This window comes from Ancylobacter sonchi (assembly GCF_018390695.1).
Classification (GTDB): Bacteria; Pseudomonadota; Alphaproteobacteria; order Rhizobiales; family Xanthobacteraceae; genus Ancylobacter; species Ancylobacter sonchi.
Genome location: NZ_JAHBGF010000028.1, coordinates 675,651 through 702,624, shown reverse-complemented (window position 1 = coordinate 702,624; position 26,974 = coordinate 675,651). Strand labels below are relative to the sequence as shown.

Genomic DNA, 26,974 nt, shown 5'->3' with positions numbered 1-26,974 from the left:
TGTTCGGGCGAAGGCTCGGTTGCGAGATCTCAGTTGAATGGTCTCAGTTGAACTTGCAGCGGCTCTCGGGCTGGTCGAAGCCGAGCGTGTCGAGCGGCGTGCGCTGGTGCAGATAGGCCTGCTGCGGCGACAGCGTGACGGTGTTGGTGGCGTGGGTGAGCAGGATCGGCTGGCGCAGCTGGTGGTCCCAGGGGCGGAAGCTCGCCGCCACGCCCTTGAACACCGGCAGGTCGTAGTCGGGCGCGAGGAGCTGCGCGCGGATCTTGCCGACCTCGCTGGAACGGGTCTTCATCCCGGCCGAGGCGACGGCGAACACGCCCTCCCACATCTGGAAGTCGAGCGGCTGCATCATCCGCTGGTGCTGCTTGAAGAAGCGGTTCTGCAGCTGCGAGGCGCCCCAGTTCTCCATGGTCGGGTGCCAGGCGAGCGACATCAGCCCCTGCGTGCCGGCGGTCGGGCGGGCGAGCCAGGTGTTGTAGGGCAGGATGTCGCCGAACTCGCCCTGCTCGTCGGCGACGACGAGGATGTCGTACTCGCCGACCTGGGTGGCGCGCGGCACTTCCGACTGCGCGGTGGCGCGGGCGTCCGGGCCGTAGTCCCAGACCTTCTCGGCGACGATCTTGGCGCCGAACTTCTTCGCCGAATTGCGCACCGACTCGGCATAGAGCTTGTCGCCTTCGGTGCGGCCGGTGAACAGGAACCAGTTGCGCCAGCGCTTGGTCATCAGGAACTGCGCCAGCGCGTCGGTGAGCATGGCGCGGTTGGGCGCGACGTGCAGCACGTTGGCGCGGCAATCCTGCTGGCGCAAGCTGTCGTCCGGCGCGCCGACATTGATCAAAAGGACGTCCTTGTCCTTCAGCGCGTCGGCGATGCGGATGAGCTGGGCGGCCGGGACGTCGAGCAGGATGAAGCCATTGCCGGCGTCGGCGAGCTGCTGCGCCGCCGGCAGCGGATCGCCATCGGTCGGCACGATCTCGGTGGCGAGCGTGTAGTCGAGCTTGAGGAAGCGGCCGGAGGCGAGCGCATCACGAATGCCGAGCTCGGCGCCGGCGACGCCGAGATTCTCCGGCGGCGCGGTGAGCGGCGCAATCCAGGGCGGCAGCTCCGGCATCTGGCGGACGAGGCCGATGCGGAAGCTCTGCGTCGCCGCCGCGGCCGGCTTGGGTGCCGTCGGGGCGGGCGCCGGCGTTTCCTGCTGCGCCGAGGCGGGCAGGGGCATGCCGGCCATCGCCAGTATGGCAACAGCCAGCACGGCTTTGGCCGCCGCAGCGCCGACCATCCGTTTCATGAGCGTCCGTCCCGTATTATTCCGGCCAAGCGTTCATGCGCCTGACCTTTGGTTATCTTTGAAAGAAGATTATCAAACGCCCGGAAGTCTTCAACAGTTTAAGTTCCATAAGAAATTAATAAGCGGGAAGAATTTCTCCGCTATATTTGGAAATCACCCGGCTTCCTGACGGAAAAGTGAAGCGGATGTCTTGCCGCCGGTCGGCGCCGGGATATGATCACCGCGACAACAGGCGCAGCTGAGCGGGAGGTCGCCCGATGAACCCTCAACGACCGTCCAATCGCCGCCTACGCTCGCTCCGGGCGGCATGCGGCCTGGCCATGGGCCTCGGCTTGATGTCCCTGCCCCTGGCCGCGCCGGCCGAGGCGGCGACGCGGGTCGCGGTGTTCGGCTTCGAACTGCTCGACACCAGCGGCGAGGCCGGCCCCGGCGGGCCGAAGCCGGAGGAGCGGCACCGGCTCGACCTCATCACCCAGGACATGCGCCAGCGCCTCGCCGCCGCCGGCTACGAGGTGATCGACCTCGCCCCGCAGGCGGCGCGAATCGAGGATGCCGCGCCGTTCCGCAACTGCAACAGCTGCGAATTGCCGATCGCCCGCGCGCTCGGCGCCGACATCGAGGTGATCGGGCTGGTGCAGAAGGTGTCCAACCTCATCCTCAACATCAATTTCCAGCTGCGCGATGTCGAGACCGGCAAGGTGCTGCGCGCCGGCAGCGCCGATATCCGCAACAACACCGACGAATCCTGGATGCGCGGCATCTCCTATCTGATACGCAACCGCCTGCTCGATCCGCCGCTGACCGGCAGGGCGGCGCCGTGAGGAACGAAGGCATGAAGGGCGAGGGCGCCATGAACACTATCCGGCCGAGCCGGCGGGCGCTGCTCGCGGCGCCGCTGCTGCTCGCGCTGGCGCCGCGTGGGGCGCGCGCCGCCGAGGAGCCGGCGCTGCGCATCGGCTCGCTGAAATTCGGCACGCTCAACTGGCTCACCGAGACCATCCGCGCCGAGGGCATCGCCGCCCACGAGGGGCTGGCGATGGAGACCATCGACTTCGCCGGCGGACAGGCGACCACGGTGGCGCTGCAGGCCGGCGACATCGACCTGATCGTCAGCGACTGGCTGTGGGCGATGCGGCGCCGGCAGGAGGGCGAGGATCTGCGCTTCGCGCCGTTCTCCAACGCGCTGGGCGCGCTGATGGTGGCCGCGGGCGGCCCGGTGCGCGCCATCGCCGACCTGAAGGGGCGCAAGATCGGCGTCGCCGGCGGGGCGCTCGACAAGAGCTGGCTGCTGCTGCGCGCCTATGCGCAGCGCACGGCCGGCCTCGACCTCGCCAAGGACGCCGAGCCGGTCTATGGCGCGCCGCCGCTGATCAACCAGCAGCTCTCGCTCGGGCGCATCGACGCGGCGCTGACCTTCTGGCCCTTCGCCGCGCGGCTGGACGCGCAGGGCTTCTCCCGGCTGATCGACATGAAGGACGTGGTGGCCGGACTCGGCATCGCGCCCACGCCGCCGCTGGTCGGCTTCGTCTGGCGCGAGCGGACCGCCACGACCAAGGGCGGGCAGCTCGCCGCCTTCTTCCGCGCGAGCGCGGCGGCCAATCGTGTGCTGGCGTCCTCCGATGCGGCGTGGGAGCGCCTTCGTCCGCTGATGCAGGCGGCCGACGAGGCGGAGTTCGTGAAACTGCGCGACTATTACCGCGCCGGCATGCCCGGACCGTTCGACGCGGCCGGCGTCGCCGCCTGCGCCAAGCTCTACGAGGTGCTGGCCGGCATCGGCGGGGCCGAGCTGGTCGGGCCGAAGCCCGGTTTCGACGCCGGGCTGTTCGCGCTGTCGAAGGACTGAGACCGTGAGCTTCCTGCGCAGCGGCACGGCCAGCGCCGGCGACGAGCGCCGGGAGGCGGCACGCTCCGGCATTAGTGGCACCGCCATGACGCTGGTCTCGCTGGTGCTGCTGGCGCTGGCCTGGCAGGTGGCGGCGCTCATCGTCGCCTCGCCGCTGCTGCCCGGCCCGCCGGCGGTCGCCGAGGCGATGCTGCGCGCCAGCGCCGACTACGCCCTGCCGCGCAACATCCTGATCACGCTCGGGCGGGTGGCGGCGAGCTTCCTCGTCGCCATGGTGGTGGGCTCGGCGATCGGCATCGCGCTCGGCCGCTCCCGCGCGCTCGACCGGGTGTTCGGCCCGTGGCTGATCGTGCTGTTGAACCTGCCGGCGCTGGTGGTGATCATCCTCTGCTATGTCTGGTTCGGGCTCACCGAGGCGGCGGCGATCACCGCCGTGGCGGTGAACAAGATCCCCAATGTCGCGGTGACGCTGCGCGAGGGGGCGGCGGCGCTGTCGCGCGAGCTCGACGAGATGGCGCTGGTCTACCGCTTCGGGCGCCTGCGCACCCTGCGCCACGTGGTGCTGCCGCAGCTCGCGCCGTTCTTCGCCGCCAGCGCGCGTTCCGGCCTCGCCCTCACCTGGAAGATCGTGCTGGTGGTGGAACTGCTCGGCCGCTCCAACGGCGTCGGCTTCGAATTGCAGACTGCGTTCCAGCTGTTCGACGTCGCCACCGTGCTCGCCTATGCGCTGGCCTTCACCGTGGTGGTGCAATTGATCGAGCTGGCGCTGATCCAGCCCTGGGAGCGCCACGCCAACCGGTGGCGCCGGTGACCGGCATCATCCTCGATATCGCCGAGAAGCGCTTCCCGGCCACCGCCGGCGGGCCGGCACGGCTTGTCTATCAGCAGTTCCGGCTGGAAGTGGTGCCGTTCAGTTTCCTCGTGCTGCTGGCTCCCTCCGGCCTCGGCAAGACGACGCTGCTCAACATGGTGGCCGGCCTCGACCACGATTTCGCCGGCAGCACACGCTTCGAGCCGCCACCCGGCCGGTCGTTCTCCGCCGAGGGACCACGCATCGCCTATGCCTTCCAGAGCCCGCGGCTGCTGCCCTGGCGCCGGGTGCGCGACAATGTGGCGTTGCCGCTCGGCGGCGATCCTGAGGCGGCGGAAAAGGCGATGGCGATGCTGCGCGAGGTCGGGCTGGAGGAGCAGGCGGAGGCCTTTCCCGAGCGGCTGTCGCTCGGCCAGCAGCGGCGGGTGGCGCTGGCGCGCGCCTTCGTGCTCGATCCCGACGTGCTTTTGATGGACGAACCCTTCGTCTCGCTCGACGAGGCCGGTGCGGCGCGGCTGCGCGACCTGCTGCGCCGGCTGCTGGCGCGGCGGCCGGCGACGGTGCTGTTCGTCACCCATGACAGCCGCGAGGCGGTCGAACTCGGCACCCGCATCGTGCGGCTCGACGGCGTGCCGGCGCGGATCGTCGCCGACATCCCGGTCGGGCTGAGCGCGGAGGAACGGCGCCTGCCCGAGGCGGTGGAGGAGCGGCGCCGGGCGGTGTTCGGCTGAGCCCGCGGCGGGAACCGGGCACGGCGGCACGGTCGGCCTGGTTCAGGCCGGACTTCAGAAATTCCGGTTATCTATCAGCCAACGCATATGAAAAGGGCCCGAGGTCGAAACCCCGGGCCCGGAAGTCGGCGGTCATTCAAGCGGCTGGGCCGCTTTGGTTACGCACGAGCCGAGAGTGGCGGACCACCCTCATTTGTCGAGGAAGATCGCCGCCAACCGCTGAAGCAGGCCCTTCGGCAAAGGAGCCGCGGGCGGAGGTATTTTCTGCTCAGGGCTGCTTCCGATCTAAGCCGCGAAGGGATGCTTGGCGCTGGCGGCACCGGCGACGACTTCCTTCACCGTCGGCTGGCCGTTGATGGCGCGAGCGAGCGCTTCCTTGGTGGCCTGGTAGTTGTACTGCTGGATCTTGGCGTCGTCGGCCGCTTCCCAGTGGATGAACACGCCGACCGAGATGAACAGGTCGTCGGCTTCTTCCTCGGGAATGACGCCCTCGGCAACGCTATCCACCACCGCCTTGGCGACGGCGTACTGGGCGGGGCCGAACATCTGGACGGCCTGGCGGGCGTCCTTGATGGTGACCTTGTTGAACAGGATGGTGTTGGGCTTGGCCAGCAGGTTGGGGGTCACCACCGCGAGCAGCGAGGTGAAGCCGTCCTTGTTGTTGGTCAGCGCGTTGACGAAGGCACTTTCCGCCGCGCTGCCGCGCGGGCCGATGATGAGGTCGATGTGGGCCACTTCATTGCCGTCGCCGACAAGCGATTCACCGATCAGAACCTTGTTGATCTTGGCCATCTTAATCCTCCCAAACGGGGTTGCTCATCAGAAGGGCGGGGTGCCCCTCTCCGATGTCCCGGCTATCTTTGTTGCAGCGTTTGAAACACCAAACCGGTTGGCCCGATAGCGCGACCAGACGGGCGAAGACTAGTTCCGCTTCGCGACTTCCCGCAAGGGGGACGTCGTTGCAATCGTTGCTTTTGAGCCGCTTTTGCGCCGCTCGCGACGAGGTTTCGCCGCAGGCGCGCCGATGCGGCGGTCGTGTCGCGACCATAGGCCGCGCATTTCGGCCGTGATCAGCGTTTAGTCAGGGGGCGATGGGGTGCGCCCAATCCTTGATCGCCGCCGGCCGGGCGTCCGCACGACCGCGCCGGGGGGCGGGGGACGGGCGCGCCGATACGGCGTCGGGGTACGGTGTCCGGGGCAAAAGCGCGCGGCTTTGGTCAGGCTCGTTTTGCTGGCATGCCATTTGCTAATCGACGAAGCGTCTAAGGGGAAACGCTCGGGTAGCTCAGGTCCACACTTTAAAGGGTCCCGCTATGGAGCTCATTTTGTCCATCTGCCTGATCGCCTCGCCCGGCGTGTGCAAGGAAGAAGCCGTGTCCTTGAATGTCGAGCAGGTTTCCCTCCCCACCCAATGCATCATGGGCGCCCAGCCCGTGATCGCCGAATGGTCGGAAAGCCACCCCAAATGGCGCGTGACCAAGTGGCGCTGCGGCCGCCCGGGCGCCGCCGGCAAGGATATCTGACGCCGACCCTCGCCCCACCCGGTGCCACGGCATCGGGCGGGGGGATGCCAGGCGGTCCCGGCCGAGACGACGTCCGAGGCGAAATCATAAAATATTCATAAGAATCAATCTTCTAGACAGGAGTACGGCTCCCTCATAGGCTCCCTGACGGGAAATATATCCCGGCTCGACTCGTCCCGCCGTCACGGCGGCGCGCGGGTTCGGTGCCAAGAAAACGTCAGGAGGAAGCTATGAAGGACGGGCATGGCCGTCGCGCGGCCATTGGCTTGATCGCTGCCGGCTTGCTGGGACTAGCCGCCGGTGTGGCGACCGTGAGCGGCGCGATGGCGGGAGATCTCGCCAAGGGACGGCAGGACCTGCCGGAAATCGTGCTCGGCGACACCAACGGCAACGATTTCACCGTGCCGGTGAAGGACATCACCATGGAAGGCGGCAAGTCGTACCGTCTCAATGTGACGTCGAACGGCGGCAAGGAATACAAGTTCATGGCGCCGGAATTCTTCCGGAACATCTGGATGAACCAGATCGTCATCAATCACCTCGAAATCCATCCCTATGGCGCGCCGCACCACATCGAGTTCGACGATGCCGGTACCATCGCGCTCGAATTCGTGCCGATCCGCACCGGCACCTTCGAGTGGTGGATCGAGGGCCTGAAGGACAAGGGCATGCACGGCACGCTGACGGTGAAATAGCCGCGCTGCCGCCTGTTCCGCTCAATGACATGCACGCGCCGGCAAAGACCGGCGGACGGGGAGGATACGATGCGACTTTTCACGCGCTATGCCGCCGGAGCCGTGCTGGCGGCGACGTTCGGCCTCGGCCTGACGCTGACGGCCTCGGCGGACGAGGCGAAGGACTGCTCGGCCGGCATCGCCTTGCTGAAGGCCGAGGCGGCGAAGAACCCGCCCAAGGCGACGCTGGACAAGATCAACAAGGCGCTCAAGGGCGCCGAGCGCGAGCTCGGCGAGAAGGAATATGACGAGTGCCTCGACTTCGTGAACGACGGCAAGAAGGCGGTAAAGGGCTGACGCCGGCACCCCGGATGAGGTGAGGTCGCGCGTGCTGCGCCGCAGCGTGCGTTGCCTCGCCGGACATGAAATCATCGGAACTCCTCGCGAGAGGAGCTCGATCCGGGAAGCTGCCTGAATGCCGCGCCTATCCCTCTCTCCGCTGCGGATGCGCCTGTCCGCGCTGCGTGCGCGGATGGCGCTGCTGCTTGCGGTATCCGTACTGGTGACGGCGGTCTCGGCCGCCGCGCTGGTCGCCGTGCTCGGCTTCGTCAATGGCGAGGTCGACCGGCTGGCCTCCGCCCAGCAGAGGCTGGAACTGCTCTCCGGCCTTTCCGGCCGCATCGGCGACTACGCGCTGGTGGCGCTGCAGGCCGCGCAGGCGCCGGACGGCCTCGGCAATCTGCCGGCCGCCGGCGACCGCGCCCGCGAGGCGTTCCGCCGCTTCGGGATGGCGCTCGGCGAGGATGTGGCGCGCCAGGCGGACGAGGAGCAGCGCACCCTGATGGCGGCGCGCAGCCGCACCATCGCCCGCCTCCGGGCACAGTTCGAGATGCTCGACCAGCGGGTCAAGGCGGCGATGATCACGCCGCAGCGCGCCGTCGGCGTGCGGGTGGCGCTCGACGTGTTCGCCGCCGGCTTCGGCGCGCCGCTCGGCCAGGCCATCGAGGAGGAGCGTGCCGCCGCCCAGGCGGCGCAGCAGGCGGTGCGCGACCTGCGCGCCCGTACGCTGCGCTGGGGCATCGCCGGCGTGGTGCTCGCGCTGCTGCTGGCGGCGCTGATCTATCACCGGCTCGGCCGCTCGCTGATCCGGCGGGTGGCCGACGTCTCCGCCGCCGCCGCCGAGGTCGCACGCGGCCGCACCGATACCCGCCTCACCGTGACCGGGCATGACGAGCTCAGCCTCGCCATGGCGCGCTTCAACCGCATGGCGATGCAGCTCGCCCGTCGCGAGGCCCGCCTCGTCGCCGACCAGCAGCGGCTGCAGGAGATCGTCGACGCCCGTACCGCCGAATTGCGCGGCGCCAATGAGCGGCTGGAGAATGTCGACCTCGCCCGCCGCCGCTTCTTCACCGATGTGAGCCACGAATTGCGCACCCCGCTGACGGTCATCCTCGGCGAGGCCGAGGTCACGCTGCGCCCCGCCGCGCCGCGGCCGGACGACATGCGCGCGGCGCTGCAGGTGATCCAGGCGCGGGCGCGCCGGCTGCATCGACGGGTCGAGGATCTCCTGCGCATCGCCCGTTCCGAAACCGGCCAGATCGAGCTGGAGCGCCGTCCCGTGGCGATCGCCGCCCTGTTCGCCGAAGCCGCCGAGACAGTGACGCCGCTCGCCGCCGCCCGCCAGCTGACGCTGGAGCGCGCGCAGGCCGCCGGGCTGACTGTGGAGGCCGACCGCGAATGGCTGCGGCAGGTGATCGAGGGGCTGGTCGCCAATGCCGTGCGGCATTCCTCTCCCGGCGGCACGATTCGGATGGAGGCGGCGGAAGAGGCCGGCGAGGTCGTGCTGAGGGTGCGCGACCAGGGCGAGGGCATCCCCCGCGACGAGCTGCCGCACGTCTTCGAACGCTTCTGGCGCGGTACGGGTAGTGGCCGGGAGGGCAGCGGTTTCGGCATCGGTCTCGCACTTGCGAAATGGATCGTCGAGCGGCATGGCGGTTCCATCGCCATCGAAAGCCGGGTAGGCGCACCGCTGGCGCCGGACGAAGGCGGCCCGTCCGCCGGGGATGGCCCGGGAACCTGCGTCGCGATCCGCCTGCCCGCCATCCTGCCGCATGTCACGCTGGAGCCTGCCCAATGACCATCCTGATCGTCGAGGACGATGCCGATATCGGCTCGCTGCTGCGCCGGGGATTCGCCTCGGAGGGCTACCAGGTGGAACTGGTGGGCGACGGCGACCTCGCGCTGAAGGCGGCCAACGGCAAGGTGCCGGAGGCGATCATCCTCGACGTGATGCTGCCCGGCCGCTCCGGCATCGAGGTGTGCAAGGCGCTGCGGGCCGCCGGCCAGACCGCGCCGATCATCATGCTCTCCGCCCGCTCCAGCGTGAACGAGCGCACCGAGGGGCTGCTCGCCGGCGCCGACGACTACATCATCAAGCCGTTCGCCTTCGAGGAACTGCTGGCACGGGTGAAGGTGCAGGCGCTGCGCCGCAGCGCCGGCGACGAGGAGCCGCGCCTGCTCACCGTCGGGCCGCTCACCCTCGACCTGGAGGTGCGGCAGGTGCAGGCGGGGGAGGCGCGGGTGCGGCTGACCGAGCGCGAGGTGGAACTGCTCGCCCTGCTGATGCGCCATGAGGGCGAGCCGCTGGCCCGCGCCGATATCTTCGCCGCGCTGTGGGCCGGCCATGGCGGGGCGTCGCTGAACGTGGTCGACGTCTATGTCGGCTATCTCCGCCACAAGCTCGGCGAGGCGCTGGCCGGCGGCGAGCAACTGATCGTAACGGTGCGCGGCCGCGGCTTCATGTTCGAGCCGAAAGCCGAGCCGAAGGCCAGCTGACGGCGCGCGGTGGTGTAAGGCTGCTGCACTGCGGTGCCAGGGGAAGACGCGAAGAGTTCCAGACTTCTTCTTGACGTCGACTGTCGAAGTGATCACACTAATATTGTTCTCGCCGCGAAAGATAAGTGGCGATTGTCTCTTATAAACTTCTTAGAAAAGTATAGAGAGACGTTTAACCTGGAGGAAGTGGAAATGGCCTGGAACACCCCGCGTATCGTCGAAGTGTGCGTCGGTCTCGAAGTCAACGCCTATATGCCGGCGGACTTCTGAGTTCAAAGGGGCGGGGCGGGCCTCCGAGGCAGCATCATGCCCGAACGCTCGCCCCGCTTGCGGCTGATGGTTCTCGGCTCCGCGGCCGGTGGCGGCTTCCCGCAGTGGAACTGCCGGTGCCCGGTCTGCACGCTCGCCTGGCAAGGCGACCCGCGCGTCCGACGGCGAACCCAGACCTCCCTCGCGGTGAGCGCCGACGGTGAAAGCTGGGCGCTTATCAACTGCGCGCCCGAGATCCTGTCGCAGATCCAGTCCCTGCCGGCCTTGCAGCCGCAACGCGGCCGCCGGCACACCCCGGTGGCCTCCGTGCTGCTCACCAATGCCGACATCGACCATGTCGCCGGCCTGCTCAGCCTGCGCGAGGGGCAGCCCTTCGCATTGCTGGCGACGGCGGCGATCCATGGCGGGCTGCGCGCCAACCCGGTCTTCGACGTTCTCGCCGAGGGTGTGGTGACGCGCCGGCCCGTCGGGCTCGATACCGCCTTCGAGCTGGTCGAGGGCGTGACGGCGGAGATCTTTTCGGTGCCGGGCAAGATCGCGCTCTATCTGGAAGCCGGCGAGATCGCCGCGCATGGCGCGGTGGACACCACGCTGGAAGGCGAGCAGACGGTGGGCGTCGAGCTCAGCGACGGCGTCTCGCGGGTGCTGTTCATCCCCGGCTGCGCGCGGATGACTGAGGCGCTGGCGGCACGGATCGCCGGTGCCGATGCCGTGCTGTTCGACGGCACGGTGTGGCAGGACGACGAGATGATCCGCGCCGGGGTCGGCACCAAGACCGGCGCCCGCATGGGCCACATGGCGATGTCGGGGGCGGGCGGCTCGATGGCCGCCTTCGCCGGCCTCGATGTCGGCCGCAAGATCTATGTGCACATCAACAACACCAACCCCGTGCTGATCGAGGGCTCGCCCGAACGCCTCGCCGCTGAGGCGGCGGGATGGGAGATCGGCGAAGACGGCCTGGAGGTCGTGCCGGCGCGCACGACGATGGAGACCGCATCATGACGACGCTGCTCTCGCCGGAGGAACTGGAGGCGCGGCTGCGCGACGTTGGCCGGCGCCGCTATCACAATTTGCACCCGTTCCATAAGCTGCTGCATGGCGGCGAGCTGAGCTTCGGACAGGTGCAGGCCTGGGCGCTCAACCGCTACTATTATCAGGCGATGATCCCGGTGAAGGATTCCTCCGTGCTGGCGCGGATCGAGAGCCCGGAGCTGCGGCGCATCTGGCGCCAGCGCATCATCGACCATGACGGCGACCGGGAAGGCGAGGGCGGCATCGCCCGCTGGCTGAAGCTGACCGACGGGCTCGGCCTCGACCGCGACTACGTGACCTCGCTCGCCGGGCTGCTGCCGGCCACCCGCTTCGCCGTCGACGCCTATGTGCATTTCGTGCGCGACAAGTCGCTGCTGGAGGCCATCGCCTCCTCGCTCACGGAGATGTTCTCGCCCGGCATCATCGGCGAGCGTGTCGCCGGCATGCTGAAGAACTATGATTTCGTCTCCAAGGAGACGCTGGCCTATTTCGACAAGCGCCTCACCGAGGCGCCGCGCGATGCCGATTTCGCGCTCGACTACGTCAAGCGCCACGCCCGCACGCCGGAAGAGCAGCAGGCGGCGATCCGGGCGCTGGAATTCAAATGCGACGTGCTGTGGGTGCAGCTCGACGCGCTCTACTTCGCCTATGTCGATCCGGCGATGCCCTATCCCGGCGCCTTCGCGGCGGAGGACACGCGGGTTGCACTGGAGGCCTGAATGACCGCGGAAACCACCAGCACCCGGCTCCCCGCCAACGGCGTCCCCAAGCTCGCCCGCGGCGTGCGGCTGCGCCATGACGAGGCGCGCGGCCAATGGGTGCTGCTGGCGCCCGAGCGGGTGTTGCAGCCCGACCCGGTGGCGGTGGAGATCCTCAAGCGGGTCGATGGCGAGCGCACCATCGAGGCCATCATCGACGACCTGATTCTCGCCTTCTCGGTGGAGCGCGGGCGCGTCGCCGCCGATGTCGACGCCTTCCTCGCCGGCCTCGTCGAGAAGGGCATGGTGGAGGTGAGCCCATGAATGAGAGGGTGAACGTCGCTCCCCACGCCGAGCCGGCGCCGCTCCGGGCGCCGCTGCCGATCCCCTATGGCATGCTGGCCGAGCTGACGCATCGCTGCCCGCTGATGTGCCCCTATTGCTCGAACCCGGTCGAGCTGGACCGCCGCAACGTCGAGCTCGACACCGAGACGTGGCTGCGCGTCTTCTCGGAGGCGGCGAAGCTCGGCGTGCTGCAGGTGCACCTGTCCGGCGGCGAGCCGACCGCCCGCCGCGATCTCGAGGAGATGATCCGCCACTGCGTGAAGGTCGGGCTGTACACCAACCTCATCACCGCCGGGGTGGGCGTCACCCCGGAGCGGCTGCAGGCGATCTCCGACGCCGGCATCGACCATGTGCAGCTGTCCTTCCAGGGCGCGACGCCGGAAGTGACCGACCATGTGTCGAACTTCAAGGGCGCGCATGAGCGCAAGCTGGCGGTGGCCCGCGAGGTGCGCCGGCTCGGCCTGCCGCTGACCATCAATTCGGTGGTGCACCGGGCCAATATCCACCAGATCCCCGACTTCCTCGAGCTGGCGCTGTCGCTCGGCGCCAAGCGCATCGAGATCGCCCATGCGCAATATTACGGCTGGGCGCTGCGCAACCGCGGCGCGCTGATGCCGACCCGCGAGCAGGTGTTCAAGGCGCTCGACGTGGTGGAGGAGGCGCGGGTACGGCTGAAGGGCGTGCTGACCATCGACGCGGTGGTGCCGGACTATTACGCCAAATACCCCAAGGCCTGCATGAATGGCTGGGGCCGGCAGTCGCTGAACGTCACCCCCTCGGGCAAGGTGCTGCCCTGCCACGCCGCCGAGATGATCCCCAGCCTCGATTTCTGGAACGTGCGCGAGCACTCGCTCGCCGAGATCTGGCAGGCCTCGCCGGCCTTCAACGCCTTTCGCGGCACCGACTGGATGCCGGAGCTGTGCCGTTCCTGCGAGCGCAAGGAAATCGACTGGGGCGGCTGCCGCTGCCAGGCGATGGCGATCGCCGGCGACGCGGCGGCCACCGATCCCGCCTGCCACAAATCGCCGTTGCATGCCCATCTGCTGGCGCTGGCGGAGGCCGACGCGGCTGCCGGCGTCGAGGAATACGACTATCGCCGCTTCACCGCGCCCGACCGGGCGCAGTGACGCCTTCCCCGGAGATACGCATGCGCCTGATGTCCCGTCCTCTTCTGCTCCGCCTCGCCCTCGTCGCGACCCTGCCGGTGCTCGCGGGCACCGCCGTGCTGCCGGTGCGGGCGGCGATCGCCCAGCCGGGCCCGGTCGAGCTGTTCTTCGAGACCCCCTATCTCGCCAAGCTGCCGAGCGGCACGACGCTCTCCTACGACTACGCCCACACCACGGCGCGCAAGGATCTCGGCGACAGCTTCGACGAGAAGATGAAGCTGACGCTGATGCCGGCTGAGGAGGACGCCTCCAAGCAGGTCGCCAAGGTCGACATACGCCGCGGCAACGCCGACCAGGGCGCCGGCCCGTTCCCCGCGCTGAGCAACCCGCTGACGCTGGTGCTGATGGAGCGCGAGGCCAAGGAGATCACCGATCTCAGCAAGGGCAGCCCGTTCTACATCCGCAACCGCCTGCGCACCGCGCTGGGCGAGGCGGCTGTGGAGCCGGCCAGCTTCGACTATGGCGGCAAGACCGTCTCGGGCTGGAAGATGAGCATGGAGCCCTTTGCCAAGGACCCGCACAAGCAGCAGCTCGCGGAGATCATCAACCGGCGCTACGAGTTCCTGTTCTCGGAGACGGTGCCGGGCGGGCTTTACGCCATCCGGGTGGTGACGCCGCAGGCGGACGGCAAGGGCAACCTCATCGAGACCAAGATGACGCTTTCCGACGCCGCGGCCTCGCCGGCGGCGAAATGAGCCTTCAACCCGTGCCCCGCGCGCGCGGGCCGGAGAACGCAGAACGCCGGCCAACGGCGAAGAACGGGAGCCATGCCATGCGCATTCTGGTCGCGGCCGCCTTCGGCCTTTGCCTGTCCCTCGCCGGCGGCGCCGCCTCCGCCCAGCAGGGCGCGCCGCCATCCCCGGCCGCGGCGCCCGGCGCGCCGGCGGGCGACGATCCCGCCCAGCTGCTGGTCGGGCCGGCGGGGGTGAGCCGGCCGGCGCCGGTTGCCAACGTGCCGCCCGGCTTCATCAACGACTACCCGACCGTGGCGCGGGCCGACTATGTGTTCGGCTGCATGGCGGCCAACGGCCAGACCCGGCCGGCGCTGGAGAAGTGCTCCTGCTCCATCGACACCATCGCGACGATCCTGCCTTACGAGAAATATGTCGAGGCGGAGACGATCATGAGCGTCGGCCAGGTGGCCGGCCAGCAGGCCGAGGTGTTCCGCGCCACCGGCATGTTCCGCGACATCGTCGCCGATTTGCGCCGCGCCCAGGCCGAGGCCGAGGTGACCTGCTTCTATTGATCGCCCGCTGCAAATGACGACGGCGCCCTTCCTGCGAAGGGCGCCGTTCGCGTTATGCGGAGCTGTGATCTTCGACGCGTCGCGAGCGACGCGGTGCGTCAGCCGGCCGGCTTCAGCTCGCCCTCGAAGCTGCGCCCGTCGGTGTCGCCGGCATCGACATGGATCTGCTGCCCGGTCGGCTCGTAGGAGAATTGCAGGTTCGGGTCCTCGCTCAGCGAGATGCCGCCCTCCATCGACAGGATGAGCGCGTCGCCCTGCTTCACCTCGATGCGGTCGACATATTTGGCGGGAATGTAGAGCCGGGTGATCTGGTCCATCTGCAGGCCGGAATAGTTCGGGTGCCGGATCATCAGCTGGACACGCGAGAAGCGGTTCGCCTGGGTGGCGTCGCCCTGCTGTCCGGGCTGGACCAGCCGCAGCTTCATCTGTCCGATGTTTCGCAGCGCCGCTTCCTCATCCTTCATCGCCGGTGCCGAGCAGCCGCCCGACGCCTTGACGAAGCGCTGCACCATTTGCAGCGAGCCGTCGGACAGCTGCGCCACCGCCCGCACATAGCTGTAGGAATTGACCCGGAGGCGCGTGGCGAGGGTAAGGTCGCGGCGCTCGCCGCCGAAGGTGAAGGTGGCGGCGACGGGAGCGGGGTTCTCGTCGACGATCAGGGTGAGCTTCTGCACCGTGCGGGTGTCGCCGGCCGGCAGCGCCACGGCGATCTCGACCGGTACCATGGCGGCGTCCTCCGCCCGGACCGGCGCGGTGAGGGTCATCAGCGGCCCGGCGTCGACGACCGGCCGTTCGCCGAACACGTCAGGCTTCAGGGCCTGCCAGGTGGCGTCGGCGCCCGCTTCCTGCGCCGAGCTGGCGGCGGTGAAGGCGGCGAGCAGCGTGGCCGCCACAACCAGAGTGGCGAGGGTCGCCTTGAAGGTCGCCTTGGCGAGGCGCATGGCTTTGTCTCCCGGTATGCCCGCCGGGTCGTTTTCCGCCCGGCGGTTCAAGTTCCCATCATAGGCCGGCATGCCGTGGATTGCAGGTCAAATCGACTTGCGGCCCGGTCCGGGCTGGCCGCCTTCGACGGCAGCGCCATGCGTTCCTCGCGCGGCGGCACGCGGACAGAGCGGAGAGGGCGACTTCTTCCCGACAGCTCAGTCGCCGAAGCGGAACTGAACCTTCATCGCCCGTTTGCGGTCGGAGGCGAGGGCGAAGGCGGCCTCGGCTTCCTCGATCGGCAGGCTGCCGGTGAGCAGCGGGCGCAGATCGACCGCGCCGTCCGAGATCAGCCGCGCCGCGCGGGCGAACTCCTCGTCGAAGCGGAAGCTACCCTTTATGGCGAGCTCCTTGGCGACGATGGTGTTCATCGGCAGCGGCTGGTCGCCGCCGAGACCGACCAGCACCAGCGTGCCGCGCGGGCGCACCAGTCCGATGGCCCCCGCCAGCGCCCGCGCATTGCCGGAGCATTCAAGCGCGGCATCCACCTGTCCCTTGTCCTGCCCGAGATCGGCGAGGGCGTCGGTGCCGCCGGACACGTCGACGCAGCGCGTCGCTCCCAGCCTGGAGGCGATGGCCAGCGGCTCGGGCGTGATGTCGGTGGCGACGATCGCGGCGGCGCCGGCGAGCTTCGCGGCGGCGATCACCAGGCAGCCGATGGGGCCGCAGCCGGAGACCAGCACCGTGCGGCCGTCGAGCGGGCCGGCCTGCGCCACCGCGTGCAGCGCCACGGCGAAGGGCTCGCACAGTGCCGCAAGGCCGAGATCGACCGCGGCGCCGACCTTGACCGCCTGCGCCGCCGGGATGGTCATCTCCTCCCGGAAGGCGCCCTGCATGTGCGGGAAGCGCATGGCGCTGCCGTAGAAGCGCATGTCGAGGCACTGGTTGCGCAGCCCGCGCCGGCAATACTCGCAGGTCTCGCACGGCCGCGAGGGATTGACCGCGACGCGGTCGCCCACCGCCACCGAGGTGACGTTGGCACCGAGCGCCGCCACCGTGCCGGCGACCTCGTGGCCGAGCACCATGGGCTGCATCAGCCGCACCGTGCCGAAGCCGCCCTGGTGGAAATAATGCAGGTCGGAGCCGCAGATGCCGCCCGCCCCCATGCGTACCGTGACCTCGTCCGGTCCCGGCGCCGGTGCCGGCATCGGCTCGATGCGAAGATCGTGCGGGGCATGGAGGACGATGGCACGCATGGTCGTAGGTCCTTGGGTGGGAAGGGAAGTGACGGTAGGTGGATGCCCGGCTTTCACCGGGTCATCCAGGCGAGCGGCCACATGACGATCTGCGGGAACAGCACCAGCAGGAACATCACGATGGTCTGGGCGATCAGGAACGGCAGCACACCGCGTATCACCCCGCTCATCGGCACCTTGGCGACGCCGCACACCACGTTGAGCACGGTGCCCACCGGCGGCGTCACCAGCCCCAGCGCGTTGTTCATGATGAACAGCACGCCGAAATAGACCGGGTCGATGCCCGCCTGCTTGATCACCGGCATCAGCACCGGGGTGAGGATCAGCACCGTCGGGGTGAAGTCGAGCGCGGTGCCGACGACCAGCACCAGCACCATCAGCGCGGCCGTCATCAGCATCGGGCTGCCCATGAGCGGCTCGACGAGCCCGGCCAGTGCCTGCGGGATGTCGGCGGTGGTGATCAGCCACGCCGAGACGCCGGCGGCGGCGACCAGGAACATGATGACGGCGGTGGTCTCCGCCGCGCGGTAGATGAGGCGGAACAGGTCGCGCGGCTTGATCTCGCGATAGATCACCACGCCGACGAACAGCGAATAGACCGCGGCGATCACCGCCGCCTCGGTCGGGGTGAAGATGCCGAATTTCAGTCCGCCGATGATCACGACGGGCAGCAGCAGCGCCCAGAAGGCGTCGCGCGTCTCGGCGAGCCGCTCGCCCATGCTGCGCTTGGGCTCGGTGCGCGGATTGTCGTGCTTGATGCACCAGCGCCAGGCCAGCATGATCGCCACGCCCATCAGGATGCCCGGCACGATGCCGGCGATGAACAGCTTGGTGATCGACACCCCGCCGGTGACGCCGAAGATGATCATGCCGATCGAGGGCGGGATTACCGGCGCGATGATGCCGCCGCAGGCGATCAGGCCGCAGGAGCGGTTGACGTCGTAGCCGGCGTTGCGCATCAGCGGCACCAGCACCGAGGCGAGCGCGGCGGTATCGGCCACCGCCGAGCCGGACAGCGATGCCATGATCACCGCCGCCATCACCGCGACATAGCCGAGGCCGCCGCGTATGTGCCCGACCCAGGCCATCGCCATGGTGATGATGCGCCGGGTCATGCCGCCGGCGTTCATGAATTCGCCGGCCAGCATGAAGAACGGCACGGCGAGCAGCGGGAACGAGTTGGCGCCGTCCCACATGTTCTGGATGATGATCTGCGGGTCGGTGAACCCCATGTAGAACATCATGACGAGGCCGCAGCCGATCAGCGCGAAGGCCACGGGCATGCCGAGCGCCATCAGCGCGAGCAGCGAGCCGACAAAGACGAAGACGATCATCGGGCGGCTCCCTTGTGCGCAGCCTGGTCGGCGAGTTCGTGCTCGATCTCCTGCACCTCCGACATGCCTTCCTCGTTGACGTCGATGAGCTCGTGCTCCTCGACCAGGCCGAGGGACAGCCGGATGAGATTGGCGATGCAGATGATGGCGATGGCGGTTCCGGTGACGTAGCTGACGCCATAAACCCAGAGCGTCGAGATCTGCGCCACCGGCGAGGCGTTGCCGGCGATGATCTCGTGCTGCAGCCAGGTGCCGTACAGGATGTAGCCGGCACAGACGAGCATGATGGCCTGGCTGAGGCCCCAGCAGATCTTGCGGCCGATGAGCGGCAGCGCCCGGACCACCATGTCGACGCCGAGATGCGCGCGCCGGTGCAGGCCGACAATGGCGCCGAGGAAGGTCAGCCACACAAAGGCGAAGCGCGGCATTTCCTCGGAAAGGTCGATGCCGCTGTTGAAGAACAGCCTCAGCATCACATTGCCGAAGACCATGACCAGCATGACCACCATGCACAGGACCATGACGACTTCGAGCAGGCGGTAGAACGCGGCGACCGCCGCCTTCAGCAGCTGGTTCATCGGAACACCTCGGGAGTGGGGAGGGGCACGGACACGCCGACCCGGCCGTCGATGCCGTGGGCATCGTGCCGTTCCTCAGGCGATCGGAAAGACGAAGGGGATGGGCAGCCCGTGAGCGGGCCGCCCTTCCCCGGATCGGCTCAGTTGCCGGCGCGCGCCTTGGCGATCTCGGCGTAGAAGCCGTCGACGAACTCGCCGCCGATCTGGTCCTTGAACTTGGCGACCACCGGCTTCACCTGGTCCTGGATGCGGGCGAGCTGCTCCGGCGGCACCGCATCGACCTCGACGCCGGCCTCCTTGAACTTGCCGATGACCTCGCGGTCGCCCTCGTCGAGCAGCTTGCGCTGCAGGAGGCCGGCCTCGACCGCCGCCTTGCGGATGCCGTCCTGATCGGCCGGGGTCAGCTTGTCCCAGAACTTCTTCGAGGCGACCAGCGCCACCGGCGTGTAGACGTGGTTGGTCAGCGAGATGTACTTCTGCACTTCCTGCATCTTGTTGGCGTACATGTGCAGCAGCGGGTTCTCCTGCCCGTCGATGGCCTTCACCTCCAGCGCGGGGAACACCTCGGAGAACGGCATCGGGGTGGCGTTGGCGCCGATGGTCTTCCAGGTGTCGAGCGCCACCGGATTGGCCATCACCCGCAGCTTCAGCCCCGACACGTCCTCGAGCTTGGTCACCGCGTGCCGGCTGTTCGACAGGTTGCGGAAGCCCATGCCGCTCCAGGTCAGGCCGACGAGGCCGGTCGGCTCGATCTTCTCGAAGATCTTCTTGGAGGAGGGGCCGTCGAGGACCGCATAGACCTCCTTGGTGTTCTGGAACATGAAGGGCAGATCCCAGATCTGTACTTCCTTCACCCGGGTCGACAGCGGCGCCAGCGTGCCGATGTAGAATTCCTGGGTGCCGGCCTGCACCGCCTGCAGCTGCTTCTCGTCGCTGCCGAGCAGGGCGCCGGAATAGGTCTGCACCTTCACGTCGCCATTGGTGTAGGTGCCGACCAGTTCGGCGAACTTGTTCATCGCCGCCGCCTGCGGGTGCGAATCCGGCATGGCGTGGCCGATCTTCGCCTTGATCTCCGCCGAGGCCGCGCCGGCACCGAGCAGGGTGGTGGCGGCGATCAGGGCGGCATAGGCGACGCGCATTCCAAGATGGGGCTTCATGCCAAGATGGGACTTCATCGGGGTTCTCTCCTTGGGAATATTGTTGTTGTTCTTTTGGGTCTTCAGTCTTTGGGTCTGGGTCTTTCCGCGGTGGCGCCGCGGTAGTCTAGAGAACGGCCAGCATGCCTCCGTCGACATAGATGATCTGGCCGTTCACGTAGTTCGAGGCCGGCGAGGCGAGGAACACCGCCGCGCCGACGAGCTCTTCCGGCAACCCCCAGCGCCGCGTGGGGGTGCGGCCCTTCACGAAGCTGTCGAACTTGGGATCGTTCATCAGCGCCTCGTTCATGTCGGTCGCCATGTAGCCGGGGCCGATGGCATTCGACTGGATGCCATGCTCGGCCCATTCGGCGGCCATGGAGCGGGTGAGCAGTTTGATCCCGCCTTTGGCCGCCGTATAGGGTGCGACCGTCGGACGGGCGACTTCGCTCATCAGCGAGCCGATATTGACGATCTTGCCGCCACGGCCGCGGGCGATCATCCGCCGCGCCGCCTCGCGCCCGATCAGGAAGGCGCTGGTGAGGTTGGTGTCGAGGACGCGCCGCCAGTCGGCAGGATCGAGATCCAGCATCGGCTTGCGGAACTGGATGCCGGCATTGTTGACCAGTATGTCCACCTCGCGCCCCTCGGCGTCGAGGCGCGCGAAGGCGGCCAGCACCGCCGCGTCGTCGGCGACGTCGAAGGCGAGCGCGGTGGCGTCCAGTCCCTCGGCCGCGAGGGTCTCGGCGGCGGCGGCGGTCCGGCCGGCATCGGTGCCGTTGAGGATGACGGCGGCGCCGGCCTTGCCGAGGCCACGCGCGATGGCGAGGCCGAGGCCGCGCGCCGAGCCGGTGACGAGGGCGGTCTTGCCCTGGAGCGAGAACAGTTCGAGCGACATGCGACCCTCCCTCAGAGCGCGCTGCGACGGACGGTGAGGTCGTCGCGCTTGAAGACCTCGGGGCGTAATTCGACGCAGAGCCCGGCTCCCTCCATCGGATAAGCGTAGCCGTTCTCGATATGTGGCATGGCGGTGACGAGCTCGTTGTACCAGCCGCGATAGAACGCCCTGACCGATTCCTGGATCAGCGTGTTGGGCTGGCTGAACGAGCAATGGATCGCCGCGATGAAGGCGACCGGGCCGGTGCAGTCATGCGGCGCGAAGGGGCGATGATAGGTGTCGGCCTGCGCGGCGATCTTGCGGCCCTCGGTGAGGCCGCCGGTCCAGCACAGATCGACCATCACCACGCCGGCGGCATCGACGTTCAGGAAGTCCTGATAGGCGAACCGCGAGCCCAGCGTCTCGCTGGCGCAGACCCAGACATCGGTCGAGCGGGCATATTCCGCCAGCGCCTGCGGGGAGTTCATGCGGATCGGGTCTTCGTACCAGGTCGGCGCGTAGGGCTCGAGCGCGCGGGCGATCTTCTTGGCGGTCGGCAGGTTCCACAGCGAGTGGAACTCGACCATGATCTCCATCTTGTCGCCCACCGCCTTTCGGATCTTCTCGAACGGGACGATCGCCGCCTTCATCTGCTCGGCGGTGATGTAGTTGCCGCCGGTTTCGATGCCGGCCGGGTCGAAGGGCCAGATCTTCATCGCGGTGATGCCTTCGTCGAGCAGACTCTCGGCGAGTTCGTCGGCGCGGTGCATGAAGGCGTCGAGGTCCTCATACGGCCCCTCCGCCTCGCCGATGCCCCAGGTGGAGACCGGCTTGATGCTCATCGAGCGGACATATTTGTAGCCGGCGCAGGTGTTGTAGAGCCGCAGCTTGTCATGCGCGAGGCCGCCGAGCATCTGGTGGACCGGCTGGTTGCACACCTTGCCGAAAATGTCCCACAGCGCGAAGTCGATGGCGGAGGCGGCGCGGTATTCGACGCCGGTCGAGGCCTGCGCCAGCGGCAGGTTCACCATCTCGCGGTTCAGCGCCTCGATGCGCAAGGGATCGCGGCCGATGAGGCGGCCGGCCAGCGTGTCGTGGATGTGCGCCTCCACGGCGGCGGCGCCGTAGAAGGTCTCGCCCAGCCCCACCACGCCCTCGTCGGTGTGGACGTGGACCCAGAGCAGATTGGCGAATTCGGCGAGGCGTATGGTCTCGATGGCGGTGATTTTCATGTTCGCAACGAATGTGAAGCCGGCACAGGACACAGGCCCGCGACCGCGTCAGCGGGACCGACGAAGGCAACCGGAACGCGCGACATCGCAGGCGGCCGCGCGGCGACGATTACCGGCTGAAGATTTCCGTGGGAGAGGCGGCCCATCGGGAGGGCGGCGCGGGCCTAGCTCGGAACGACATCGTCATGGGTTTCCTTCCTGGATTTGTTCTTTTCGTTATTGGCACCCGCTTGGCGGCGGGGGGATAGGGCGGCGCGCTTGCGCGCGGCGGGCGGCGGTTCGGCGCTCATCGAGCCCTCGGCGTCGAGAATCTGCCGCAGATCGTTCTCCGCCAGGTCGAGCAGCCCGAGCACGGCGGCCTCGGCATCGAGGCCCCGGCGCTGCTCGATCGCCTCGCAGACGGTACGGTGCAGCGGCAGCGAGCGTTCCGGGCCGCCGGGCGTCGCGGCCACCCGCTCGAAGCCGATGCGCAGCACGGTCGACATCACGCTCTGCAACTGGCTGACGAGGGGGTTGGCGCAGGCGCGGATAATCACGTTGTGAAAGGCGAGGTCGGCCGCCACATAGTCGGGCTGGCTGGCGACGGCGCCGGCCATGGCGTCGAAGGCGGCGCGCAGCGCTGCCAGTTCCGCCGCGCTCGCCCGCTCGGCGGCGAGCCGGGCGGCGGCGGGCTCGACGATGCGGCGCAGTTCCATGATGTCGTTGGCCAGCGCGCGGTCGATGCCGGTGGCCTCGGCGCGCCAGATCATCACCTCCGGGTCGAGCAGGCTCCAGCGACTGGGGTCGAGCACCACGGTGCCGGTGCGGCGGCGCGCCTCGACCATGCCTTTCGAGGCGAGGCCCTTGATCGCCTCGCGCACCACGATGCGGCTGACCCCGAGATGAACGCACAGCACGGGCTCCGCCGGGATCACCTGGCCGGGAGGGTAGATCCCGGCGCAGATATCCTTGCCGAGCCGGGCGAGGGTGCTGCGATAAAGCGTCATGCGAAACATCATACGTATGATGATTGAGGAGTCAAAGCCCTCTTTGTCGCACGGGCTGCTTTCGGCCACTTTTGGTTGTTCTCCTTCGCCCGCAGAAGGCACGGGGAAGGCCGAGCCGATTTATTCGTGTCCGGAAAGGGCGCGCGGTATGTTGTGATCCGCGAGCCATGCATTTTCGATAGGAGGCGAGGAGCAATCTGTTAAGCTGCCTCGGAAGACGGCAAATGTTGGCAGTCGGTTGATCCGTGTTTTTCATTGAGGTCAATAGATGCATGAACAAGACGCAGCCTGCATTGCTCGTTCCAGTCCGCGGGTGCTGCTGGTCTTTCCTCGTTTCAACCCGAATTCCTTCTGGAACTTCAAGCCGGCCTACGAGCTCTACGGCGCCCGCAGTGTGGCGCCGCCGCTCGGCCTGATGACCCTCGCCGCCCTGCTGCCGGACAGCTGGGAACTTCGGCTGGTCGACCGCAATGCCAGCGAATTGCGCGACGACGACATACTGTGGGCCGATCTCGTGCTCACCGGCGGGATGCTGCCGCAGCAGAACGACACTCTGGCGGTCGTCGATCGCTGCCAGGGGCTCGGCAAACCCGTGTGCCTCGGCGGGCCGGACCCGACCTCCAACCCGGAGGTCTATGCCCGTGCCGACTTTCTCGTCCTCGGCGAGGCCGAGGGCATCATCGACCGCTTCGTCGAGGCGTGGGAGAGCGGGGCGCGGACCGGGCGGTTCGACGCCGAGAAGTTCAAGGCCAATGTCGAGGCGAGCCCGATACCGCGCTTCGACCTGATCGATTTCAACGATTACCTCTATGTCGGCGTGCAGTTCTCGCGCGGTTGCCCGTTCACCTGCGAGTTCTGCGACATCATCGAGCTGTACGGCCGGGTGCCCCGCACCAAGACCAACGGCCAGATGCTGGCCGAACTCGATCGGCTACGCGAGCTGGGCTACCGGGGGCATGTCGACTTCGTCGACGACAACCTGATCGGCAACAAGAAGGCGATCAAGAAATTCCTGCCGGAACTGACCCGCTGGCAGCAGGCGAACGACTATCCGTTCATGTTCTCGACGGAGGCGTCGCTCAACCTCGCTGACGATGCCGAGCTGCTCGCCATGATGAGCGCGGCGAATTTCTTCGTCGTCTTTACCGGCATCGAGAGCCCCGACCAGGAAACGCTGGTCGCGATGCAGAAGAAGCAGAACACCCGGCGCAGCATCGCCGACAGCGTCGAGCGCATCTATGCCGCCGGCATCTATGTGACGGCGGGCTTCATCGTCGGCTTCGACACCGAGCGCGGCGACATGGCGACGCCGATGATCGACTGCGTGCAGTCCAGCAACATTCCGGTCGCCATGGTCGGGCTGCTGCACGCGCTGCCCAACACCCAGCTGATGCGGCGGCTGCGGCGCGAGGGGCGGTTGTTCGAGGGCTACAATGTCGCGTTGCCCGAGGCCGGCGACCAGTGCACCGGCGGGCTCAACTTCACCACGCTGCGTCCGCGCGTCGAGATCTTGAAGGACTATCGGCGGGTGATCGAGGAGATCTACACGCCGCAGGCCTTCTTCGAGCGGGTGCGGGAAATGACCCGCAAGCTGAAGCGCCGTCCGCTGGGCCCCAGGCCGCCCCTGCGCGAGGCGATGAAGGAGCTCCATGTGCTGATGCGCGCCTGCGGGCGGCTGACGTTCCAGGGACCCGACATCGCCCGGCACTTCTGGGCCACCTTCATCGATTGCGCCCGCCGCAATCCCGACGCGCTGGAGGCGGCGATGATGAACATGGTGCTGTTCCTGCACCTCTATCCGTTCTCCCGCCACGTCATCGCCGAACTCGACGCCCGCATCGCCGAGCTCGAGGCCGACCGCTGGCACGAGCCGGCGATCATGCCGGCGGAACTGATCGAGGAACCTGTGATCGCCGTTCCCGGGCGGCACGCGGCGCATGCCTGAACGCGGCCGCTCCTCCTCAGATAGGGGCGAGCCCTATCGGAGTAGCTGGGCGACGAGCGGAGCCGCCAGCACGTTGAGCAGGCCGACCAGCACCATGACCAGCCCGGCGACGGCGCCTTCCGTCTCGCCGATCTGGGCGGCGCGAGCGGTGCCGGCGCCATGCGCGCCGACGCCGAACAGCGCCCCACGGGCGAGCGCCGAGCCGATCGGCACCCGCGCCAGGATGATGTCGCCCATCGCCGCGCCGGCAATGCCGGTGATCACGACGAACACCGCCGTCAGATCAGGGATGCCGCCGATATCGCCGGACACTTCCATGGCGAAGGGCGTGCTGATCGAGCGCGGCAGCAGGCTGAGCCGCAGCGGGCCGTCGAGGCCGGCGAGCGTCGCCAGCGCCCAGCTGGTCAGCACCGAGGTGCCGCTGCCGACCAGCATGCCGATCAGCAGCACCGGCCAGTGCCGGCGGATGAGCCCGCGCTGCTCGTAGATCGGGATCGCGAAGGCCACCGTGGCCGGGCCGAGCAGCAGCACCAGCCAGTGCGTGCCACCGATATAGTCGCGGTAGCTCGCATGCAGCGCGAGCACCACGGCGGCGATCAGCACCGGCGTGACCAAAAGCGGCGACAGCCACCAGCGCGGCCAGCGGCGATAAATCTGCTTGGCGCCCCAGTAGAAGCCGACCGTGACAGCCGACCACAGCAGGATGCGCAGGGCGGAATCAATGAGGAGCGGATCCGGCATGATCGGCCCTCCAGCGATAGCAGCGGTCGACGGTGAAGGCGGTGGCGATCATCACGCTGACGGTGCTGACGAGGATGACCGCGAGGATCTTCAACCCGGTGAGGCCGAGCAACTCCTGATGATCGAGCACGGCGAGCACCGCCGGCACGAAGAACAGCAGCATGTCGGCCAGCAGCCACTGGGCACCCCGGCGCATGCTGCGGGTCTTGATCCGCCGGCTGGCGAGCAGCGCCAGCACGATCACCAGCCCGACGATGCCGCCGGGCAGAGGCAGGCCGAACAGCCGCACGATTCCCTCGCCGGCCAGCCAGAAGCCTATGACGACACCGACCTGCAGCGGCGCGCTGTGACGCAGCACATGGGTGGCGTAGGCGATGACGGTGCGGGACGACATGACATACCTCTCGCCGCTTTATGTATGTCGCGATGCATCATGATCAAAATGAATTGACTGACTACAAATTATTCCATTATGGAATTTCATGGATTTCCGAACCCTTCGCGCCTTCGTCGAGGTCGTGCGGCAGGGCGGCTTCTCGCAAGCCGCGAAGACGGTGTTCGCCACCCAGTCCACCGTCAGCAAGGCGGTGAAGCAGCTGGAGGACGAGATCGGCACGCCGCTGCTCGACCGCATCGGCCACCGCAGCGTGCTGACGCCGGTGGGCGAGGTGGTCTATCGCCGGGGGGTGAAGCTGCTCGCCGACCGCGACGATCTCCTCGCCGAACTCGACGAGATTCGCGGCCTGAAGCGCGGGGTGCTGAAGCTCGGCCTGCCGCCGGTCGGCAGCGCAACTCTGTTCGCCCCGCTCTTCGCCATCTATCGCCGCCGCTACCCCGGCATCGAGGTGCGGCTGACCGAGCATGGCAGCGACGAGCTGGAAGCGAGCCTGCGGGCCGGCGAGATCGACTTCGCCGGCATGCTGCTGCCGACGGCGGAGGAGTTCGAATGGCAGGAGGTCGGCGGCGAGCCGCTGGTGGCGCTGCTGCCGGCGGCGCATCCGCTCGGCGCCCGCGACAACCTCGCCATGAGCGACCTCAGGGAGACGCCGCTGATCCTGTTCGACAGCGGATTCACCCTGCACCGCATCATCCTCGACGCCGCCCGGCGGTCCGGCTTCGAGCCGGACGTGGTGGCACAGAGCAGCCAGATCGACTTCATGGTGCAGCTGGTGGCGGCCGGCCTCGGCGTCGCCTTCCTGCCGCGGCTGATCGCCGAGCAGCGCCGCACGCCGACGGTCGCGCAGGTGCTGCTCGACGAACCCGGCACCGCATGGGTGATGGCGATGGTCTGGCGACGCGGCGCCTTCCTCACGGAGGCGGCGAAGGCGTGGCTGGCGCTGGTGCGAGAGGTACACGGCCGCCCGGCCTGAGCGTAGTCGCTTTGAGCATGCTTTACGCGCATGCCTGGCGCGCATCCCTGCCGTGCACCGTTGCTCGCGCGATCCGGATAGGCGCGGTGCCGACGCCGGCCTAGACTTGGCGCGAACTTTCCCTTTTCCCAGTCGC

Annotated in this window: 28 protein-coding genes and 1 pseudogene; 17 read left to right on the top strand and 12 right to left on the bottom strand. The window is 68.1% G+C overall.

Going from position 1 to position 26,974, the window contains the following annotated elements:
• Positions 1-43 precede the first annotated feature (43 nt).
• Complete coding sequence (pedA1, locus tag KHC28_RS18640; RefSeq protein ID WP_214009809.1) at positions 44-1,288, bottom strand: lanthanide ABC transporter ABC transporter substrate-binding protein PedA1; 1,245 nt, start codon at positions 1,286-1,288, stop codon at positions 44-46.
• Positions 1,289-1,623: 335 nt separating this feature from the next.
• On the opposite strand from pedA1, the gene KHC28_RS18635 reads away from it, so the two are divergent.
• From KHC28_RS18635 to KHC28_RS18620, 4 genes are all read left to right on the top strand, one after another.
• Entirely contained in the window at positions 1,624-2,109 is a 486-nt protein-coding gene (locus tag KHC28_RS18635) for a DUF3280 domain-containing protein (protein ID WP_246564953.1), read from the top strand.
• Positions 2,110-2,120: 11 nt separating this feature from the next.
• A complete protein-coding gene (locus tag KHC28_RS18630) occupies positions 2,121-3,131 on the top strand; it encodes an ABC transporter substrate-binding protein (RefSeq protein ID WP_246564952.1) in 1,011 nt (336 codons plus the stop codon).
• A gap of 85 nt (positions 3,132-3,216) precedes the next feature.
• Positions 3,217-3,942, top strand: coding sequence for an ABC transporter permease (locus KHC28_RS18625; RefSeq protein WP_214009994.1), 726 nt, complete (start codon positions 3,217-3,219; stop codon positions 3,940-3,942).
• On the top strand, positions 3,939-4,673 hold the full coding sequence (locus KHC28_RS18620; protein ID WP_312893253.1) for an ABC transporter ATP-binding protein: 735 nt from the start codon (positions 3,939-3,941) through the stop codon (positions 4,671-4,673). Before KHC28_RS18625 ends, KHC28_RS18620 begins: the two co-directional genes overlap by 4 nt.
• Positions 4,674-4,958: 285 nt before the next feature.
• Here KHC28_RS18620 and fae read toward each other — a convergent pair whose 3' ends face one another.
• Positions 4,959-5,465, bottom strand: coding sequence for a formaldehyde-activating enzyme (fae, locus tag KHC28_RS18615; protein WP_214009807.1), 507 nt, complete (start codon positions 5,463-5,465; stop codon positions 4,959-4,961).
• A gap of 533 nt (positions 5,466-5,998) precedes the next feature.
• Here fae and KHC28_RS18610 point away from each other — a divergent pair.
• From KHC28_RS18610 to KHC28_RS18560, 11 genes and pseudogenes are all read left to right on the top strand, one after another.
• The gene (locus KHC28_RS18610) at positions 5,999-6,196 is read left to right on the top strand and encodes a hypothetical protein (RefSeq protein WP_246564951.1); all 198 of its coding nucleotides are present in this window, start codon (positions 5,999-6,001) and stop codon (positions 6,194-6,196) included.
• Between the two features lie 230 nt (positions 6,197-6,426).
• Positions 6,427-6,891 (top strand): cupredoxin domain-containing protein, encoded by a 465-nt coding sequence (locus tag KHC28_RS18605; protein ID WP_214009805.1) that lies wholly within the window; start codon positions 6,427-6,429, stop codon positions 6,889-6,891.
• Positions 6,892-6,960: 69 nt separating this feature from the next.
• Positions 6,961-7,227 (top strand): histidine kinase, encoded by a 267-nt coding sequence (locus tag KHC28_RS18600; RefSeq protein ID WP_246564950.1) that lies wholly within the window; start codon positions 6,961-6,963, stop codon positions 7,225-7,227.
• A 118-nt stretch (positions 7,228-7,345) separates the two neighbouring features.
• Positions 7,346-9,007: a sensor histidine kinase gene (locus tag KHC28_RS18595; protein WP_246564949.1), complete on the top strand. Its 1,662-nt coding sequence runs from the start codon at positions 7,346-7,348 to the stop codon at positions 9,005-9,007.
• Complete coding sequence (locus KHC28_RS18590; RefSeq protein ID WP_214009804.1) at positions 9,004-9,705, top strand: response regulator transcription factor; 702 nt, start codon at positions 9,004-9,006, stop codon at positions 9,703-9,705. Before KHC28_RS18595 ends, KHC28_RS18590 begins: the two co-directional genes overlap by 4 nt.
• A gap of 192 nt (positions 9,706-9,897) precedes the next feature.
• On the top strand, positions 9,898-9,975 hold the full coding sequence (pqqA, locus tag KHC28_RS28025) for a pyrroloquinoline quinone precursor peptide PqqA (protein ID WP_213354238.1): 78 nt from the start codon (positions 9,898-9,900) through the stop codon (positions 9,973-9,975).
• Positions 9,976-10,032: 57 nt separating this feature from the next.
• Positions 10,033-10,977 (top strand): pyrroloquinoline quinone biosynthesis protein PqqB, encoded by a 945-nt coding sequence (gene pqqB / locus KHC28_RS18580; protein ID WP_214009991.1) that lies wholly within the window; start codon positions 10,033-10,035, stop codon positions 10,975-10,977.
• Positions 10,974-12,029: pseudogene (gene pqqC / locus KHC28_RS18575) on the top strand (pyrroloquinoline-quinone synthase PqqC). The gene pqqB and the pseudogene pqqC overlap by 4 nt, the downstream one beginning before the upstream one ends.
• Positions 12,026-13,177: a pyrroloquinoline quinone biosynthesis protein PqqE gene (pqqE, locus tag KHC28_RS18570; protein WP_214009803.1), complete on the top strand. Its 1,152-nt coding sequence runs from the start codon at positions 12,026-12,028 to the stop codon at positions 13,175-13,177. Before pqqC ends, pqqE begins: the two are co-directional and overlap by 4 nt.
• Positions 13,178-13,197: 20 nt before the next feature.
• On the top strand, positions 13,198-13,911 hold the full coding sequence (locus KHC28_RS18565) for a hypothetical protein (RefSeq protein WP_246564945.1): 714 nt from the start codon (positions 13,198-13,200) through the stop codon (positions 13,909-13,911).
• A 230-nt stretch (positions 13,912-14,141) separates the two neighbouring features.
• Complete coding sequence (locus tag KHC28_RS18560) at positions 14,142-14,462, top strand: hypothetical protein (RefSeq protein WP_312893271.1); 321 nt, start codon at positions 14,142-14,144, stop codon at positions 14,460-14,462.
• Between the two features lie 98 nt (positions 14,463-14,560).
• Here the strand turns inward: KHC28_RS18560 and KHC28_RS18555 are convergent, their stop codons facing one another.
• The 8 genes from KHC28_RS18555 to KHC28_RS18520 form a co-directional block, all read right to left on the bottom strand.
• Complete coding sequence (locus tag KHC28_RS18555; protein ID WP_214009802.1) at positions 14,561-15,403, bottom strand: quinoprotein dehydrogenase-associated SoxYZ-like carrier; 843 nt, start codon at positions 15,401-15,403, stop codon at positions 14,561-14,563.
• A gap of 198 nt (positions 15,404-15,601) precedes the next feature.
• Positions 15,602-16,639 carry an L-idonate 5-dehydrogenase gene (locus KHC28_RS18550; RefSeq protein ID WP_214009801.1) on the bottom strand — a complete coding sequence of 346 codons (1,038 nt, stop codon included), beginning with the start codon at positions 16,637-16,639 and terminating at the stop codon, positions 15,602-15,604.
• A gap of 53 nt (positions 16,640-16,692) precedes the next feature.
• The gene (locus KHC28_RS18545) at positions 16,693-17,973 is read right to left on the bottom strand and encodes a TRAP transporter large permease (RefSeq protein WP_214009800.1); all 1,281 of its coding nucleotides are present in this window, start codon (positions 17,971-17,973) and stop codon (positions 16,693-16,695) included.
• Positions 17,970-18,551, bottom strand: coding sequence for a TRAP transporter small permease (locus KHC28_RS18540; RefSeq protein WP_214009799.1), 582 nt, complete (start codon positions 18,549-18,551; stop codon positions 17,970-17,972). The genes KHC28_RS18545 and KHC28_RS18540 overlap by 4 nt, the downstream gene beginning before the upstream one ends.
• A gap of 140 nt (positions 18,552-18,691) precedes the next feature.
• Positions 18,692-19,726: a TRAP transporter substrate-binding protein gene (locus tag KHC28_RS18535; protein ID WP_214009798.1), complete on the bottom strand. Its 1,035-nt coding sequence runs from the start codon at positions 19,724-19,726 to the stop codon at positions 18,692-18,694.
• An 88-nt stretch (positions 19,727-19,814) separates the two neighbouring features.
• Positions 19,815-20,585 (bottom strand): SDR family oxidoreductase, encoded by a 771-nt coding sequence (locus tag KHC28_RS18530; RefSeq protein WP_214009797.1) that lies wholly within the window; start codon positions 20,583-20,585, stop codon positions 19,815-19,817.
• Between the two features lie 11 nt (positions 20,586-20,596).
• Positions 20,597-21,796 carry a mandelate racemase/muconate lactonizing enzyme family protein gene (locus tag KHC28_RS18525; RefSeq protein ID WP_214009796.1) on the bottom strand — a complete coding sequence of 400 codons (1,200 nt, stop codon included), beginning with the start codon at positions 21,794-21,796 and terminating at the stop codon, positions 20,597-20,599.
• 164 nt (positions 21,797-21,960) lie between these two features.
• Positions 21,961-22,782 carry a FadR/GntR family transcriptional regulator gene (locus KHC28_RS18520; protein ID WP_214009795.1) on the bottom strand — a complete coding sequence of 274 codons (822 nt, stop codon included), beginning with the start codon at positions 22,780-22,782 and terminating at the stop codon, positions 21,961-21,963.
• A 268-nt stretch (positions 22,783-23,050) separates the two neighbouring features.
• Here KHC28_RS18520 and KHC28_RS18515 point away from each other — a divergent pair, with 268 nt between their 5' ends.
• Complete coding sequence (locus tag KHC28_RS18515; RefSeq protein ID WP_214009794.1) at positions 23,051-24,727, top strand: B12-binding domain-containing radical SAM protein; 1,677 nt, start codon at positions 23,051-23,053, stop codon at positions 24,725-24,727.
• 33 nt (positions 24,728-24,760) lie between these two features.
• Here the strand turns inward: KHC28_RS18515 and KHC28_RS18510 are convergent, their stop codons facing one another.
• On the bottom strand, positions 24,761-25,468 hold the full coding sequence (locus KHC28_RS18510) for an LrgB family protein (RefSeq protein ID WP_214009793.1): 708 nt from the start codon (positions 25,466-25,468) through the stop codon (positions 24,761-24,763).
• Positions 25,446-25,862 carry a CidA/LrgA family protein gene (locus KHC28_RS18505; RefSeq protein WP_214009792.1) on the bottom strand — a complete coding sequence of 139 codons (417 nt, stop codon included), beginning with the start codon at positions 25,860-25,862 and terminating at the stop codon, positions 25,446-25,448. Before KHC28_RS18505 ends, KHC28_RS18510 begins: the two co-directional genes overlap by 23 nt.
• Positions 25,863-25,950: 88 nt before the next feature.
• On the opposite strand from KHC28_RS18505, the gene KHC28_RS18500 reads away from it, so the two are divergent.
• Positions 25,951-26,838: a LysR family transcriptional regulator gene (locus KHC28_RS18500; RefSeq protein ID WP_214009791.1), complete on the top strand. Its 888-nt coding sequence runs from the start codon at positions 25,951-25,953 to the stop codon at positions 26,836-26,838.
• Positions 26,839-26,974: the final 136 nt, after the last annotated feature.

What these genes read in the sequence shown, in the direction of transcription:
- KHC28_RS18630 (WP_246564952.1), top strand. Translation starts at nt 2,121, where the DNA reads ATGAAGGGCGAGGGCGCCATGAACACTATCCGGCCGAGCCGGCGGGCG.
- KHC28_RS18530 (WP_214009797.1), bottom strand. Translation starts at nt 20,585, where the DNA reads ATGTCGCTCGAACTGTTCTCGCTCCAGGGCAAGACCGCCCTCGTCACC.
- KHC28_RS18555 (WP_214009802.1), bottom strand. Translation starts at nt 15,403, where the DNA reads ATGCGCCTCGCCAAGGCGACCTTCAAGGCGACCCTCGCCACTCTGGTT.
- KHC28_RS18535 (WP_214009798.1), bottom strand. Translation starts at nt 19,726, where the DNA reads ATGAAGTCCCATCTTGGCATGAAGCCCCATCTTGGAATGCGCGTCGCC.
- KHC28_RS18550 (WP_214009801.1), bottom strand. Translation starts at nt 16,639, where the DNA reads ATGCGTGCCATCGTCCTCCATGCCCCGCACGATCTTCGCATCGAGCCG.
- KHC28_RS18540 (WP_214009799.1), bottom strand. Translation starts at nt 18,551, where the DNA reads ATGAACCAGCTGCTGAAGGCGGCGGTCGCCGCGTTCTACCGCCTGCTC.
- KHC28_RS18520 (WP_214009795.1), bottom strand. Translation starts at nt 22,782, where the DNA reads ATGACGCTTTATCGCAGCACCCTCGCCCGGCTCGGCAAGGATATCTGC.
- KHC28_RS18595 (WP_246564949.1), top strand. Translation starts at nt 7,346, where the DNA reads ATGCCGCGCCTATCCCTCTCTCCGCTGCGGATGCGCCTGTCCGCGCTG.
- pqqE (WP_214009803.1), top strand. Translation starts at nt 12,026, where the DNA reads ATGAATGAGAGGGTGAACGTCGCTCCCCACGCCGAGCCGGCGCCGCTC.
- KHC28_RS18625 (WP_214009994.1), top strand. Translation starts at nt 3,217, where the DNA reads ATGACGCTGGTCTCGCTGGTGCTGCTGGCGCTGGCCTGGCAGGTGGCG.
- pedA1 (WP_214009809.1), bottom strand. Translation starts at nt 1,288, where the DNA reads ATGAAACGGATGGTCGGCGCTGCGGCGGCCAAAGCCGTGCTGGCTGTT.
- fae (WP_214009807.1), bottom strand. Translation starts at nt 5,465, where the DNA reads ATGGCCAAGATCAACAAGGTTCTGATCGGTGAATCGCTTGTCGGCGAC.
- KHC28_RS18525 (WP_214009796.1), bottom strand. Translation starts at nt 21,796, where the DNA reads ATGAAAATCACCGCCATCGAGACCATACGCCTCGCCGAATTCGCCAAT.
- KHC28_RS18565 (WP_246564945.1), top strand. Translation starts at nt 13,198, where the DNA reads ATGCGCCTGATGTCCCGTCCTCTTCTGCTCCGCCTCGCCCTCGTCGCG.
- KHC28_RS18515 (WP_214009794.1), top strand. Translation starts at nt 23,051, where the DNA reads ATGCATGAACAAGACGCAGCCTGCATTGCTCGTTCCAGTCCGCGGGTG.
- KHC28_RS18500 (WP_214009791.1), top strand. Translation starts at nt 25,951, where the DNA reads ATGGATTTCCGAACCCTTCGCGCCTTCGTCGAGGTCGTGCGGCAGGGC.
- KHC28_RS18600 (WP_246564950.1), top strand. Translation starts at nt 6,961, where the DNA reads ATGCGACTTTTCACGCGCTATGCCGCCGGAGCCGTGCTGGCGGCGACG.
- KHC28_RS18590 (WP_214009804.1), top strand. Translation starts at nt 9,004, where the DNA reads ATGACCATCCTGATCGTCGAGGACGATGCCGATATCGGCTCGCTGCTG.
- KHC28_RS18510 (WP_214009793.1), bottom strand. Translation starts at nt 25,468, where the DNA reads ATGCCGGATCCGCTCCTCATTGATTCCGCCCTGCGCATCCTGCTGTGG.
- KHC28_RS18635 (WP_246564953.1), top strand. Translation starts at nt 1,624, where the DNA reads ATGTCCCTGCCCCTGGCCGCGCCGGCCGAGGCGGCGACGCGGGTCGCG.
- pqqA (WP_213354238.1), top strand. Translation starts at nt 9,898, where the DNA reads ATGGCCTGGAACACCCCGCGTATCGTCGAAGTGTGCGTCGGTCTCGAA.
- KHC28_RS18605 (WP_214009805.1), top strand. Translation starts at nt 6,427, where the DNA reads ATGAAGGACGGGCATGGCCGTCGCGCGGCCATTGGCTTGATCGCTGCC.
- KHC28_RS18545 (WP_214009800.1), bottom strand. Translation starts at nt 17,973, where the DNA reads ATGATCGTCTTCGTCTTTGTCGGCTCGCTGCTCGCGCTGATGGCGCTC.
- KHC28_RS18505 (WP_214009792.1), bottom strand. Translation starts at nt 25,862, where the DNA reads ATGTCGTCCCGCACCGTCATCGCCTACGCCACCCATGTGCTGCGTCAC.